Below are 13,049 nucleotides of genomic sequence, written 5' to 3' on the forward strand. Positions count from 1 at the left end.
CGTATATCAATGCGAAAGTACCGTTTTTGCGTATTCTGTTACGAAAATGCACGATCATGTCGCTATATATAAAATTATATAGCGAAAACCGATAATGGCGAAGAGGTGATTTCCGCGCTACTATCGCCTAAACCACGTTTTCGAATTTGAAAACATACACTCTAGCCTTTGTGCCTGTGTCGAAAGATATGGCGCTCTGGCCGTGGCGGATTTGCCACCAGGGTACAGAAAGAAATGACTGTGCCTCCCGTATCTGGAAAGGTGTACATGGCTTCACAACTTACTGATGCTTTCGCGCGTAAGTTCTTTTACTTACGTCTGTCGATTACCGATGTGTGCAATTTCCGTTGCACCTACTGTCTGCCTGACGGTTACAAACCTGGCAGTACCACCAATAATGGCTTTCTCTCCGTGGATGAAGTGCGCCGCGTCACGCGTGCGTTCTCTGAACTCGGCACCGAAAAAGTGCGGCTGACCGGGGGAGAACCTTCTCTGCGTCGCGACTTTCCCGATATTATCGCTGCTGTGCGCGAAAACGACCGTATCCGTCAAATTGCGGTTACCACCAATGGGTATCGCATGGCGCGGGACGTGGCGAACTGGCGTGACGCTGGCCTGACGGCGATCAACGTCAGTGTCGATAGCCTTGATGCCCGCCAGTTCCATGCAATTACCGGCCAGGATAAGTTTCGGCAGGTGATGGACGGCATTGATGCGGCGTTTGCTGCCGGTTTCGAGAAGGTGAAAGTCAATACGGTGCTAATGTGCGATGTAAACCACCATCAACTGGACACCTTCCTGGCGTGGATCAAATCACGCCGCATTCAATTGCGTTTTATTGAGCTGATGGAAACCGGCGAGGGCAGCGAGCTGTTCCGTCGTCATCACATCTCCGGCATGGTGCTGCGCGACGAACTGCTGAAACGCGGCTGGATCCACCAGATCCGCCAGCGCAGCGACGGCCCGGCGCAGGTCTTTTGCCACCCTGATTACGAAGGGGAAATCGGGCTTATCATGCCTTATGAGAAAGAGTTCTGTGCCAGCTGTAATCGCCTGCGCGTCTCGTCTGTGGGCAAGCTGCACTTATGCCTGTTCGGGGATGGTGGCGTAGACCTTCGCGATCTGCTGGAAGACGACTCTCAACAGGACGCGCTTGAAGCGCGTATTTCCGAAGCGCTGACGCATAAAAAACAGACCCATTTCCTGCATCAGGGCAACACCGGAATTACTCAGAACCTGTCATACATTGGCGGGTAATCAGTCTTAAGAAGGAACCAGAAGATGAGTCAGGTAAGCGCAGAATTTATCCCGACACGTATTGCTATTCTTACCGTTTCTGAACGCCGTGGTGAAGAGGATGATACCTCCGGCCACTGGTTGCGCGATGCGGCACACGAAGCCGGGCACCATATTGTTGCTAAAGCGATTGTTAAAGAGAACCGCTACGCCATCCGTGCCCAGGTTTCCCAGTGGATCGCCGGTGATGAAGTGCAGGTGGTGCTGATTACAGGCGGTACTGGTTTTACCGCAGGAGATCAGGCTCCCGAAGCGTTGATTCCCCTGTTTGATCGCGAAGTAGAAGGCTTTGGCGAAGTATTTCGGATGCTCTCATTTGAAGAGATTGGCACCTCAACCTTGCAGTCACGCGCGGTGGCGGGGGTAGCGAACAAAACGCTGATTTTTGCCATGCCGGGCTCCACCAAAGCGTGCCGTACCGCGTGGGAGAACATCATCGCGCCGCAGCTCGATGCCCGCACCCGTCCGTGTAATTTCCATCCCCATTTAAAGAAATAAGTTATGTCACAACTGACCCACATTAACGCCGCTGGCGAAGCGCATATGGTGGATGTGTCTGCCAAAGCCGAGACGGTGCGCGAAGCGCGTGCTGAAGCTTTCGTTACCATGTTGCCTGAAACCCTGGCGATGATTATCGATGGCAGCCACCACAAGGGTGATGTGTTTGCTACCGCACGCATTGCCGGTATCCAGGCCGCGAAACGGACCTGGGATTTGATCCCACTGTGCCACCCGTTGATGCTCAGTAAGGTTGAGGTAAACCTGCTGGCGCAGCCGGAACACAACCGCGTGCGAATTGAATCACTTTGCCGTTTAACCGGGAAAACCGGCGTTGAGATGGAAGCGCTGACGGCGGCCTCTGTCGCCGCGTTGACCATCTACGATATGTGTAAAGCCGTGCAAAAAGACATGGTGATTGGCCCGGTTCGTCTGCTGGCAAAAAGCGGCGGGAAATCTGGCGATTTTAAGGTGGACAGCCATGATTAAAGTGCTCTTTTTTGCTCAGGTCCGCGAGCTGGTCAACACCGATAGTCTGACCCTGGAAACCTCATTCGATAACGTTGCCGCACTGCGCGCACATCTGGCAGAACAAAGCGACCGCTGGGCGCTGGCGCTGGATGAAGGCAAATTGCTGGCGGCAGTTAATCAGACTCTGGTGGATTTTAACCATCCGCTGAAGGCCGGTGACGAAGTGGCGTTCTTCCCGCCGGTGACAGGAGGCTGAAATGGCTGAAACCCGAATTCTGGTAGGTCATGACCGCTTCAGTGTCGGTACAGAATACAGCTGGCTGGCGGAGCGCGATGAAGATGGCGCGGTTGTCACCTTCACTGGCAAAGTGCGTAACCACAATCTTGGCGACAGCGTGAAAGCGCTCACGCTGGAGCACTATCCGGGCATGACCGAAAAATCGCTGGCGGAGATCGTGGACGAGGCGCGTGGACGTTGGCCGCTCGGGCGCGTCACGGTTATCCACCGCATCGGCGAAATGTGGCCGGGTGAAGAGATCGTGTTTGTTGGCGTGACCAGTGCGCATCGCAGCAGCGCGTTCGCGGCGGGCGAATTTATTATGGACTACCTCAAAACCAAAGCGCCATTCTGGAAGCGTGAAGCGACGCCAGAAGGTGAGCGGTGGGTGGAATCGCGTGACAGCGATAAACAAGCTGCTGGTCGTTGGTAGTCTGTTTACGTGGATGTGTTAGTCTTAAAACGTGTGTCTACTTAATCTTAATCAGGAGTGAATCATGGACCGATTTCCGCGTTCCGATTCTATAGTGCAGCAGACCCGAACCGGGCTGCAAACGTATATGGCCCAGGTGTACGGCTGGATGACAGTCGGCCTGCTGCTGACCGCGTTTATTGCGTGGTACGCCGCAAATACACCTGATCTGATGATGTTTATCTTTTCCAGCAAAATCACCTTCTTTGGGTTGATCATCGCCCAACTGGCGCTGGTGTTTGTCCTCTCAGGCCTGGTGCAAAAGCTCAGCGCCGGCATGGCGACCACGCTGTTTATGCTGTACTCGGCGCTGACCGGGCTAACGCTTTCGAGTATTTTCATCGTTTACACCTATTCCTCCATCGCCAGTACATTTGTGGTGAGCGGCGGGATGTTCGGCGCGATGAGCCTGTACGGTTACACCACAAAGCGCGATTTGAGCGGTTTTGGCAGTATGCTGTTTATGGCGCTGATTGGGATCGTGCTGGCATCGCTGGTGAACCTGTGGCTCAAGAGTGAAGCGCTGATGTGGGCGGTGACCTACATTGGGGTGATTGTCTTCGTCGGGCTGACGGCCTACGACACCCAGAAACTGAAAAATATCGGCGAGCAGATTGACGTGCGCGATAGCTCAACGTTGCGCAAATACTCCATCCTTGGTGCGCTGACGTTGTATCTGGACTTTATCAACCTGTTCCTGATGCTGCTGCGTATTCTGGGCAACCGTCGCTAGAGGTTGGTGCGGCCTGGTGCCCTCACCCTGACCCTCTCCCACGGGAGAGGGAACAAACACTAAAAACGGCAACCTTGTTGCCGTTTTGCTTTTATTTTGCCAGTGCCTTCTCATTCTTCTCCCGCAACTTTTTCGCCCGGCTCTCCAGCAGCAAATAACAGACCGTCGCCAGCGCCAGCGGCAGGAAGTAATAGAGCATTCGATACGCGAGCAGGGCGGCGATAATCGTTCCCTGAGAGACGCGCTCCCCGGCAAGCAGGGCGATAAACACCGCTTCCAGCACGCCAATCCCTGCCGGGATATGGACAATTACACCCGCGATACTGCTCACCAGCAGCACGCCAAGCACAAAGAAGTAATTCACGTCTTCGCCAATCAACAGCCCTATAATCGCCCCCATTGCCATCCAGTTGGCGCTGGAAATCGCCATCTGTAATACCGCGAACTTCCATGATGGCAGCACCAGTTTTTGCCCTTTGATGGTTATATGGCGGCGTTTAGCAAACGCACAGGCCCACAGATAGAAGGCGATAATCAGCAGCAGCACCATGCCCAGAATCCGCAGCGTGGTTTCGTCGACATACCAGTGAGCAGGCAACTGCACCACGCCGGTGGTGAAGATCACCCCGCCGAGCAGAATGTAACCCAGCCAGTTGGTCGTGATGCTCAATGAGAAAATGCGGGTGATGGTGCTGCTGGGCAGTCCAAGACGCGAATAGAGGCGGTAACGCATTCCAATGCCGCCGACCCAGGTGCTCAGCGTCAGGTTGAAGGCGTAGCAGATAAACGACACCAGCATCACCTGGCGCTTTGCCAGCTTGTGCCCGCAGTAGGCGCGCCCCAGCAGGTCGTAGCAGCCGTAAATCAGGTAACTTACAATCACCAGCCCAGACTCGCCCAGCAGTACCATGCGGTTGTAGTTGCGGATAACCTTCCACACCTCTTCCCAGTCGACTTTCTGGGCGTACACCACCAGCAACACCGCGACGGCGATAAAGAAAAGCCAGGTGAGGATTTTCTTAGCCAGGCGCCAGTGAGGATGGGATTGTGACATCAGGTTTTTCCTCCATCTTCCACTTCAACGCGATCCTGTGTTTCCATTTCAGGCTGCACCGGCGGGTGTACCAGTGCAAGCTTAGGTGTGTGCGCGGGCAGCCAGCCGACCATGGCCGGGAAATGGCGCAGGAAGTGGAACACCACCACGCCGATACCGAGGTTCCACCAGGTACGTTTCGGTACCATAGAGTCATCCACTCGCACGCAGTCGTTAACGATCAGTCCCTGAAGGTTATCGCGCAGGGTTTGGTTGAACTGGCGATCGTGGACGATCAGATTGGCTTCAAGATTGAGCGACAGGCTCAGCGGATCGAGATTACTGGAGCCAACGGTCGCCCAGTGATCGTCCATCAGTGCGACCTTTCCATGCAGCGGTCGGCGGCGGTATTCGTAAATCTGCACACCGCCTTTTACCAGATAGTTATACAGCAGACGTGCGCCGACTTTGACAATCGGCATATCGGGCTCGCCCTGCACAATCAGTTTCACCCGCACACCGCGACGTGCTGCATTGCGCATGGCGTGCAACAAGCGGTAGCCAGGGAAGAAGTAGGCGTTGGCAATAATTACCTCGCGCTTCGCATTCGCCAGCATCTTCAGATAATGACGCTCAATATCATCCCGGTGCTCGCCGTTATCCCGCCAGACAAACAGCGCCTGCGCTTCGCCGGGCTTGCGGTTCTCTTCCGGGCGATGGTGGCGCTTCCACCAGCGTCGCACAGCATCTTTACCCGGCAGGTTTTCCAGTTCGAACAGTAAAATGTCCTGAACTACCGGGCCTTCGATACGGATCGCGTAATCCTGCTTGGCCTCAGGGCCATAGTCAGACATATGTTCTGCGGAATAATTAATGCCGCCGACAAAGGCTACCGCTTCATCAACCACCACAATTTTGCGGTGCATACGGCGAAAGAGATTGGTGCGCATGCCAAACAGACGCGAGCCGGGATCGTAGTAGCGGAATATCACGCCCGCCGACGTGAGTTCATTGACGAATTCGTCGCTCAGATCCGGAGAACCATAGCCGTCGAGCAGCACTTCGATTTTAATGCCGCGCAGGGCGGCGCGCAGCAGCACGCTATGTAACTGTTTCCCCACCTCGTCCTCGAACCAGATAAAGGTTTCGAGGATCACTTTCTGCTGTGCATGGTCAATGGCCTTGAACACCGCAGGATAATAGTTATCGCCATTTTCCAGCAGCGTGATGCGGTTTCCTTCCTGCCATGAGCATCTCATAAGTGGATCTCCACGCTAAGCGGGGCGTGGTCGGAAAGATGGCGCCAGTTGAGTAACGCCAGGGCAGTCGGGCTGCTGGCATGGGCATTTTTCACGTAGATGCGGTCAAGTCGCAGCAGGGGAAAGCGCACCGGGAACGTCCGCGCGGGGCGGCCATTGGCGCGGGTAAAAATCTCCTCCAGCCCGGCATCCACCTTCAGTGGGTGATTGGCCCGCTGACGCCAGTCGTTAAAATCACCCGCCACCACCACCGGCTCACCTTCCGGTAGGGCGTTGCTCCATTCGGCCAGCATCTTTAACTGCGCCTGACGGTGCGCTTCACGAAGGCCGAGATGCACGCAGCCAACGTGAACGGGAAATTCCAGTTCGGGTGGGATAATGCGGCAGTAAAGCAGCCCGCGTTTTTCGCTTTCGCCCACAGAAACGTCGCGGTTTTCGTAATATTCGATCGGGAAACGCGATAGTACCGCGTTGCCGTGGTGGCCTTCAGGGTAAACCGCGTTACGCCCATAGGCATAATCACTCCACATCGTATCTGCCAGAAATTCGTAGTGCGGCGTGTCGGGCCAGTTTTCGACATGCATTGGGTGCACATCATGGGCGCCCATAACTTCCTGTAGGCAGACGATGTCAGCACTGACGGTGCGTACAGCGTCGCGCAGCTCCGGTAACATGAAGCGACGGTTAAATGCAGTGAAGCCTTTGTGAATGTTAATTGTCAGCACTTTAAGCGATAAATGCTGCGTTTTATGCGTCATAAGCACCTTCCGGGGTGACTATCCTGATGAAAATAAAGTGTAGTAGGCGTCACAAAAAGATGCGGTGTTACGGAATTTTCCGTAAAGTGCGGTAGTCTGAATTAGCAGAGAAATGTTCTTCAGGAGAGAAGCCATGAAGTGGCAACAACGTGTTCGTGTCGCAACTGGCCTGAGTTGCTGGCAGATAATGTTGCATTTACTGGTCGTGGCCGTACTGGTGATGGGCTGGATGAGCGGTACGCTGGTGCATGTTGGCTTAGGGTTATGTGTTCTTTACGGTGTTACCGTACTGTCGATGCTGTTTTTACAGCGCCACCATGAAGCGCGCTGGCGCGAGGTGGGTGATGTGCTCGAAGAGCTCACCACCACCTGGTATTTTGGTGCTGCAATGATCGTGCTTTGGCTGTTGTCGCGTGTGCTGCAAAACAACCTGCTGCTGGCCCTGGCGGGTCTGGCAATTCTTGCAGGGCCTGCGGTTGTCTCACTGCTGACCAAAGAGAAAAAGCTACGCAATGTTTCGTCTAAACATCGCGTACGCCACTGAGCCTGTCGTGGCCGCTATAACCAAAAGCGGCCACAAACTTCCCCAGATAATCCCCATACTTGCATCCTTGAGATAAATTTGTTTGGTGATATCCGTAAAGTGCCGGATGGGGTTAATCCATGTAAGATCCTGCAACCACACCGGCATGTTCTCGATGGGAGAAACATACCCCGAGAGCAAGATCGCCGGCATCATAAAGACGAATACCCCGATAAACGCCTGCTGTTGCGTGGAGCACAGCGCTGAAATCAACAGACCAAATCCCACCAGTGACAGACCGTAAATCACCATAGTGAAGTAGAACAGGGCCAGCGATCCGGCAAAGGGAATTTGATATGCCCAGATCCCCACGCCCAGCACAATTGTCGCCTGGAAGGTGGCAACAATCAGCGCCGGAACGGCTTTACCGACAAAAATCTGCCAGGTGGCCAGCGGGGAAACCAGCAGTTGATCGAGCGTGCCTTGCTCGCGTTCACGGGCGACCGACAACGAGGTTACGATCATCACACCAATGGTGGTGATCATGGCGATAAGCGACGGCACCACAAACCATTTGTAGTCCAGATTCGGGTTATACCAGTTACGCACCACCAACTGGCTGTTGTTGGGTTTAGGTTTGCCTTCCATCAGCTCCTGCTGATAGTCCTTGACCACCTGTTGCAGGTAATTTGCGGCAATTTGCGCACTGTTCGAGTTACGCCCGTCCAGAATCAGCTGCATCGGTGCAGTCTGCCAGGTATCCAGGTTGCGGGAAAAGTCGGCCGGGAAACGCACCAGCAGCAGCGCTTTTTGCGTGTCGATGGTGGGCTGGATCTCCCTGGGGCTTTTCAGCAGCAGAATGTGGGTAAAGGCTTTCGCCCGGGCAAAACGCTGCGTCAGCTCTACGGAGTGTTTCCCGCTGTCCTCGTTGTAGATGGCAATGGTGGCGTTCGTCACCTCAAGCGTCGCAGCAAACGGGAACAGGAATACCTGGATCAGCACGGGCAGGATCAAAATGGCGCGGGTTTGCGGCTCGCGCAGCAGCGATTGCAGCTCTTTGCGGATCAATGTCCATAAACGGTGAAACATGCTCGCTCCTTAATCCAGTCGCCGTTTGGTTTTTACCCACGTCAGCCCAATAAACATTACCGCTGACACCATCAAAAACAGGATGTTGACAATCAGCACCGCCGGAATATTCCCGGCCAGGAACAGGCTTTGCAGCGTACTGACAAAATAACGCGCTGGAATGATATAGGTCACCGCACGGATGACGGCTGGCATACTGTCTATCTGGAAGATAAAGCCCGACAGCATGATAGACGGCAAAAAGGCGGCGTTTAGCGCAACCTGCGCGGCGTTAAACTGGTTACGGGTGATGGTTGAAATCAGCAGCCCCATGCCCAGGGTGCTCAGTAAAAACAGACTGGTGATAAAGAACAACAGCACCAGCGAACCGCGATAAGGCACTCCCAGAATGAACACCGACACCAGCATACAGAGCAGCATGGCCAGCATTCCGAGGAAGTAATAGGGGATAAGCTTACAGAGCAGCAGCTCCACCCGCGTGACCTCGGTTGAGAGCAGCGCTTCCATGGTACCGCGCTCCCACTCGCGGGCGATCACCAGCGACGTGAGGATAGCCCCGATCACCGTCATGATAATGGTCACCGCACCCGGAATAATAAAATGCTGGCTGATGGCGGCAGGGTTAAACCAGTAGCGGGTCTGTATGTCGATCAGCGGTTCGAAGGTTTCCCCCCTGTCTTCCGCCCGCTGTTTCTGCCAGAGCTGCCAGATGCCTTCGACATAGCCCTGCACAAAGTTGGCGGTGTTAGGCTCGCTGCCGTCGGTGATGACCTGAATCGGCGCGTCGGTATTTGCGCGCGCCATGTTGGCGGCGAAATCGACCGGGATAACCACCAGGCCGCGAATTTTCCCCGCCTGCATTTTCTGGATCAACGCCTGGCGATCGTCGCTGATGGTGGCGTCAATGTAGGGCGAGCCGGTCATGGCGTGGGTGAAATTCAGGGCCTCTTCGCTGTGCTGCTCCAGCAAAATCCCCACCCGCAGCTTGCTGGAGTCGAGGTTTATCCCGTAGCCAAAGATAAACAGCAGCAGCAGCGGGATTACTACCGCAATCAGCCAGCTGCTGGGATCGCGTACGATCTGGCGGGTTTCTTTGATGCATAACGCCCGCACCCGGCGCCATGAAATCGCGTTATGACTCATTAGCGTGTTCCTTATCCCAGTCGTGAATGAGCGTGATAAACGCCTGCTCCATGGTGGGGTCCGGTTGCTTATCGTCGGCGGCCTGGCTTTTCAGATCATCCGGCGTGCCGTGGGCGATCAATTTGCCGCGATACACCAGCCCGATGCGGTCGCAATATTCCGCTTCATCCATAAAGTGAGTGGTCACCATGACGGTAACGCCTTTCTCCACCATGCTATTGATGTGCAGCCAGAACTCGCGGCGGGTGAGGGGGTCAACCCCAGAGGTTGGCTCATCAAGAAACAAGATGTCAGGTTCATGCATCAGCGAGCAGGCCAGTGCCAGACGCTGCTTGAAACCGAGTGGCAGGTCGTCAGTGGCGTGAGAGGCAATGTTCGTCAGGCTGAACGCGTCGCTCATGCGGCTGATTTTCTCGTTTTGCGCGCGCCCGCACAGGCCGTAAACGCCGGAGAAAAAGCGTAAGTTCTGTTCAACGGTCAGGTTGCCGTACAACGAGAATTTTTGTGCCATGTAGCCGAGGTGTTGCCGCGCTTTCCCGGAGCTCACTTTCAGATCCATATCCAGCACCAGCGCCTTACCAGAGGTTGGCACCAGCAGGCCGCACATCATTTTAAAGGTGGTGGATTTGCCCGCACCGTTGGGGCCCAGCAGGCCAAAGATCTCGCCGCGTTTCACCGCGAAATTGACGTTGTCGGTGGCGGCAAAATCGCCAAACTTTTTGGTCAGGGATTTGGCTTCAATCACCGTTTCGCCTGGTGTGCCATCAACGGTATGCAGGATCGCCCCCAGCGGGGATTCTGACGTTCCTGCACCGCCCAGCAGGTCGATAAACGCGTCTTCAAAACGCGGTGCGGTCTCTTCTATCTCCACATCCGGCATTCCCTGCGCCTGGCGAATGTCGTCCACCGTGGCCTCTTTTTTGAGAATGACCCGCACAGATCGCCCCTGAATCATCCCGTCGCTGACCTGCGGCAGTTTCAACACTCGCTGGAGCAGCTTGCGGTTGGACTCCTGCGGGCTGTGCAACAAGAAGCTGCGCCCGGCCATGCTTTGCGTGAGCTTTGTCGGCTCGCCCTGATAAAGCAGCTCTCCTTCGTTCATCAGCAAGACATCGCGACACTGTTCCGCTTCGTCGAGGTAAGACGTGCTCCAGAGAATCAGCATCCCGTCGCCTGCAAGCTCGTGCACCATTTGCCACAACTCACGGCGCGAAATGGGATCCACGCCCACGCCGGGTTCATCAAGCAGCAGCACTTTTGGCTCACCCACCAGCGTGCAGGCCAGCCCGAGTTTTTGCTTCATCCCGCCGGATAACTTACCCGCGAGGCGCTCCGTGAACGGCCCGAGCGAGGTAAATTCCAGCAGGCGGGCGAAGGTTTTTTGCCGTGTTTCCCCGGTGACGCTGCGTAAATCGGCATACAGATTCAGGTTTTCCATCACCGTTAAATCTTCGTACAGACCGAATTTCTGCGGCATATACCCCAGCATGGCGTGAAGGGCGCTGTCGTCCTGGACGGGATCAAGCCCCAGCACGCGGGCGCGCCCGTCATCAGGTTTGAGTAACCCGGCGAGCATTCGCATCAGCGTGGTTTTGCCTGCGCCATCGGGGCCAACCAGCCCCGTGACATAGCCCTTTTGCAGCGTACAGTTCAGCGGCGCGACGGCGGGTTTATCCATGCCCGCGAAGCGTTTTACCAGATTGTCGAGTTGAATAACCGCATCATTCATGTCGTTCCCCGTCGGTGAATTTCACGGTAACCGGCATCCCCTGACGAAGGGAATCGTCAGCGTCTGTCACAATGATGCGCAGACGATAGACCAGGTCAGTACGCAGATCTGGCGTTTCAACGGTTTTCGGCGTGAACTCAGCGGTTGGCGACACAAAGCCCACCTTGCCGTGGTATGGCTTGTCAGGGCGACCATCGGTATAAAGCAGCAGCTCACGCCCAGGCCTGACCTGGCTGAGGTTCGGCTCGTCGATATAGGCACGCACCCACACCGGGCGCGTCAGCGAAAGGGTCAGTACGGTGCTGCCTGCGCTTAACATGCTGCCGGGCTCTACGGCGCGGGTCATTAGCGTACCGTCGGACGGGGCAACCAGCGTGGTGTCATGCAAATCCAGTTGTGCCTGCGCCAGTTGCGCCTGCGCCTGTTCAAGGCTGGCTTTGGCCTGTGCGATATCCTGCGGGCGATTACCGGTGTGATACTGGCTTAATTTATCCTGCGCGGATTTAAGCGTTGCCTGCGCCTGGTCGCGGGAAGAACGGGCATTTTCCAGGTCGTTGGCGGAAATGGTGCGGCTTTTCCACAGCCCCTGCTGACGGGCGTAGAAGTTCTGCGCATAGTCGTAGGCGGCCTGCGCCTGTTTGACTGCCGCCGCGGCCTGGGCAATTTCTTCATCGCGATAGCCTGCCAGCATCAGGTCATATTGTGCCTGGGCGACGGAAACGCCTGCTTTTGCCTGCATCAGCGCGTTCTCGTAAGGCGCGGTGTCCAGCACGCCTAACGTCTGCCCGGTTTTAATCGTGTCACCTTCATCAACAGAAAGCGAAGCCAGGCGGCCGCCAACGCGGAAACTCATGTCCACCGTTCGAATATCGACGTTGCCGTACAGCGTCAGGCCGTTGTCTTGTCGGCTCTGATACCACAGCCAGCCACCGATCCCCGCAGCAAGCAGAATAACGACCACCAGAATGATGGCGACAGGTTTTTTCATGACTTCAGGCTCCTTTGCGTTAAGCCTTGCAGGATCAGATCAAGGTGACAGGTGATCACCTGGCTAATCTGCGCGGCTTTATCCTCATCAAATTGTGTCCAGCCGGTGCGTAACAAAATGGTTTCCCGTCCCAGGCGAAAAGCCAGTACTTCGCCCAGCAGGGCGTGGGTATGCAAAATGGTCTCAGTATCGCTGGCATCACGGCCGGTATAGGCCGCAATGAGCCGGGTCAGGTGCGTGTGCATTGGGGAGATCACCTGATCGTGAACCAACTGGTAGGCGGCGGAAGGCGAGAGTTGTTCGCGTGAGATAAACTTACTCAGGTTCAGCGTATCGTCGTGCGTCAGCAGGCGGATCATATTATGGCAGGCGTTAAGGATAAGCTGACGGATGGCGGCCCGGTCAGGCGAGGGCTGGCTGAACAGCGCGGTGGTTTCGTCAACGTGCTGGCGAAAATGCGTGCTGATAAAATCGGCAATCCACTGTGCGCAGGCGAGGTACAAATCCTCTTTTGAGCCAAAATAGTAGGTAATGGCCGCTATGTTCTGCCCGGCCTGCGCGGCAATATCGCGCGTGGTGGCATGAAGTCCATACTCGCCAAACTGTGCCAGGGCGGCGGCGATAAGCTGGCTTTTGGCCTGTTCGCCTTTGGTTGTTGTCGGGGTTGTATTCATAGCAGCACTTAAAATTAATCAATCGATTGATTAAGATTATGCCCGGTTCACAATTTTGTCCAGTTGCACTCTTGTGCGGGAAATATTTCGTCGATGAATCACAGAG

At 55.4% G+C, this 13,049-nt stretch carries 15 protein-coding genes and 1 riboswitch; of the genes, 7 read left to right on the top strand and 8 right to left on the bottom strand.

Annotated elements, in window-relative coordinates; translation table 11 throughout:
* Positions 1-145 precede the first annotated feature (145 nt).
* Positions 146-280, top strand: a riboswitch (molybdenum cofactor riboswitch).
* The 6 genes from moaA to HV107_RS17340 all read left to right on the top strand — a co-directional run bounded on the left by moaA (position 268) and on the right by HV107_RS17340 (position 3,747).
* Positions 268-1,257, top strand: coding sequence for a GTP 3',8-cyclase MoaA (moaA, locus tag HV107_RS17315; protein ID WP_182060096.1), 990 nt, complete (start codon positions 268-270; stop codon positions 1,255-1,257). Its footprint overlaps the riboswitch before it by 13 nt.
* Before the next feature lie 24 nt (positions 1,258-1,281).
* Positions 1,282-1,794 (top strand): molybdenum cofactor biosynthesis protein B, encoded by a 513-nt coding sequence (moaB, locus tag HV107_RS17320; RefSeq protein ID WP_182060097.1) that lies wholly within the window; start codon positions 1,282-1,284, stop codon positions 1,792-1,794.
* A gap of 3 nt (positions 1,795-1,797) precedes the next feature.
* Complete coding sequence (moaC, locus tag HV107_RS17325; RefSeq protein ID WP_166717434.1) at positions 1,798-2,283, top strand: cyclic pyranopterin monophosphate synthase MoaC; 486 nt, start codon at positions 1,798-1,800, stop codon at positions 2,281-2,283.
* Positions 2,276-2,521, top strand: coding sequence for a molybdopterin synthase sulfur carrier subunit (moaD, locus tag HV107_RS17330; RefSeq protein WP_182060098.1), 246 nt, complete (start codon positions 2,276-2,278; stop codon positions 2,519-2,521). The genes moaC and moaD overlap by 8 nt, the downstream gene beginning before the upstream one ends.
* A gap of 1 nt (position 2,522) precedes the next feature.
* The gene (moaE, locus tag HV107_RS17335; RefSeq protein ID WP_014069430.1) at positions 2,523-2,975 is read left to right on the top strand and encodes a molybdopterin synthase catalytic subunit MoaE; all 453 of its coding nucleotides are present in this window, start codon (positions 2,523-2,525) and stop codon (positions 2,973-2,975) included.
* 64 nt (positions 2,976-3,039) lie between these two features.
* Positions 3,040-3,747 carry a Bax inhibitor-1/YccA family protein gene (locus HV107_RS17340; protein ID WP_182060099.1) on the top strand — a complete coding sequence of 236 codons (708 nt, stop codon included), beginning with the start codon at positions 3,040-3,042 and terminating at the stop codon, positions 3,745-3,747.
* A 91-nt stretch (positions 3,748-3,838) separates the two neighbouring features.
* On the opposite strand, the gene HV107_RS17345 is transcribed toward HV107_RS17340, so the two are convergent.
* Genes HV107_RS17345 through HV107_RS17355 form a run of 3 tightly spaced genes read right to left on the bottom strand, consistent with a single transcriptional unit; the run spans position 3,839 to position 6,797 of the window.
* Positions 3,839-4,801: a YbhN family protein gene (locus HV107_RS17345; protein WP_182060100.1), complete on the bottom strand. Its 963-nt coding sequence runs from the start codon at positions 4,799-4,801 to the stop codon at positions 3,839-3,841.
* Complete coding sequence (gene clsB / locus HV107_RS17350; RefSeq protein WP_182060101.1) at positions 4,801-6,039, bottom strand: cardiolipin synthase ClsB; 1,239 nt, start codon at positions 6,037-6,039, stop codon at positions 4,801-4,803. The genes HV107_RS17345 and clsB overlap by 1 nt, the downstream gene beginning before the upstream one ends.
* Positions 6,036-6,797, bottom strand: a complete 762-nt coding sequence (locus HV107_RS17355; RefSeq protein WP_182060102.1) for an endonuclease/exonuclease/phosphatase family protein — start codon at positions 6,795-6,797, stop codon at positions 6,036-6,038. Before HV107_RS17355 ends, clsB begins: the two co-directional genes overlap by 4 nt.
* A 133-nt stretch (positions 6,798-6,930) precedes the next feature.
* On the opposite strand from HV107_RS17355, the gene HV107_RS17360 reads away from it, so the two are divergent.
* Positions 6,931-7,341: a YbhQ family protein gene (locus HV107_RS17360; protein ID WP_182060103.1), complete on the top strand. Its 411-nt coding sequence runs from the start codon at positions 6,931-6,933 to the stop codon at positions 7,339-7,341.
* Here the strand turns inward: HV107_RS17360 and HV107_RS17365 are convergent.
* From HV107_RS17365 to cecR, 5 genes are read right to left on the bottom strand one after another with little or no spacing between them, the layout of a single operon-like run.
* A complete protein-coding gene (locus tag HV107_RS17365; protein WP_182060104.1) occupies positions 7,303-8,409 on the bottom strand; it encodes an ABC transporter permease in 1,107 nt (368 codons plus the stop codon). The genes HV107_RS17360 and HV107_RS17365 overlap by 39 nt on opposite strands.
* A 9-nt stretch (positions 8,410-8,418) precedes the next feature.
* The gene (locus tag HV107_RS17370; protein ID WP_182060105.1) at positions 8,419-9,552 is read right to left on the bottom strand and encodes an ABC transporter permease; all 1,134 of its coding nucleotides are present in this window, start codon (positions 9,550-9,552) and stop codon (positions 8,419-8,421) included.
* Positions 9,542-11,281, bottom strand: a complete 1,740-nt coding sequence (locus HV107_RS17375; RefSeq protein WP_182060106.1) for an ATP-binding cassette domain-containing protein — start codon at positions 11,279-11,281, stop codon at positions 9,542-9,544. The genes HV107_RS17370 and HV107_RS17375 overlap by 11 nt, the downstream gene beginning before the upstream one ends.
* Positions 11,274-12,269: a secretion protein HlyD gene (hlyD, locus tag HV107_RS17380; RefSeq protein WP_182060107.1), complete on the bottom strand. Its 996-nt coding sequence runs from the start codon at positions 12,267-12,269 to the stop codon at positions 11,274-11,276. Before hlyD ends, HV107_RS17375 begins: the two co-directional genes overlap by 8 nt.
* Positions 12,266-12,943, bottom strand: a complete 678-nt coding sequence (gene cecR, locus HV107_RS17385) for a transcriptional regulator CecR (RefSeq protein WP_182060108.1) — start codon at positions 12,941-12,943, stop codon at positions 12,266-12,268. Before cecR ends, hlyD begins: the two co-directional genes overlap by 4 nt.
* Positions 12,944-13,049 lie beyond the last annotated feature (106 nt).

Source organism: Enterobacter sp. RHBSTW-00175, from assembly GCF_013927005.1.
GTDB lineage: Bacteria > Pseudomonadota > Gammaproteobacteria > Enterobacterales > Enterobacteriaceae > Enterobacter.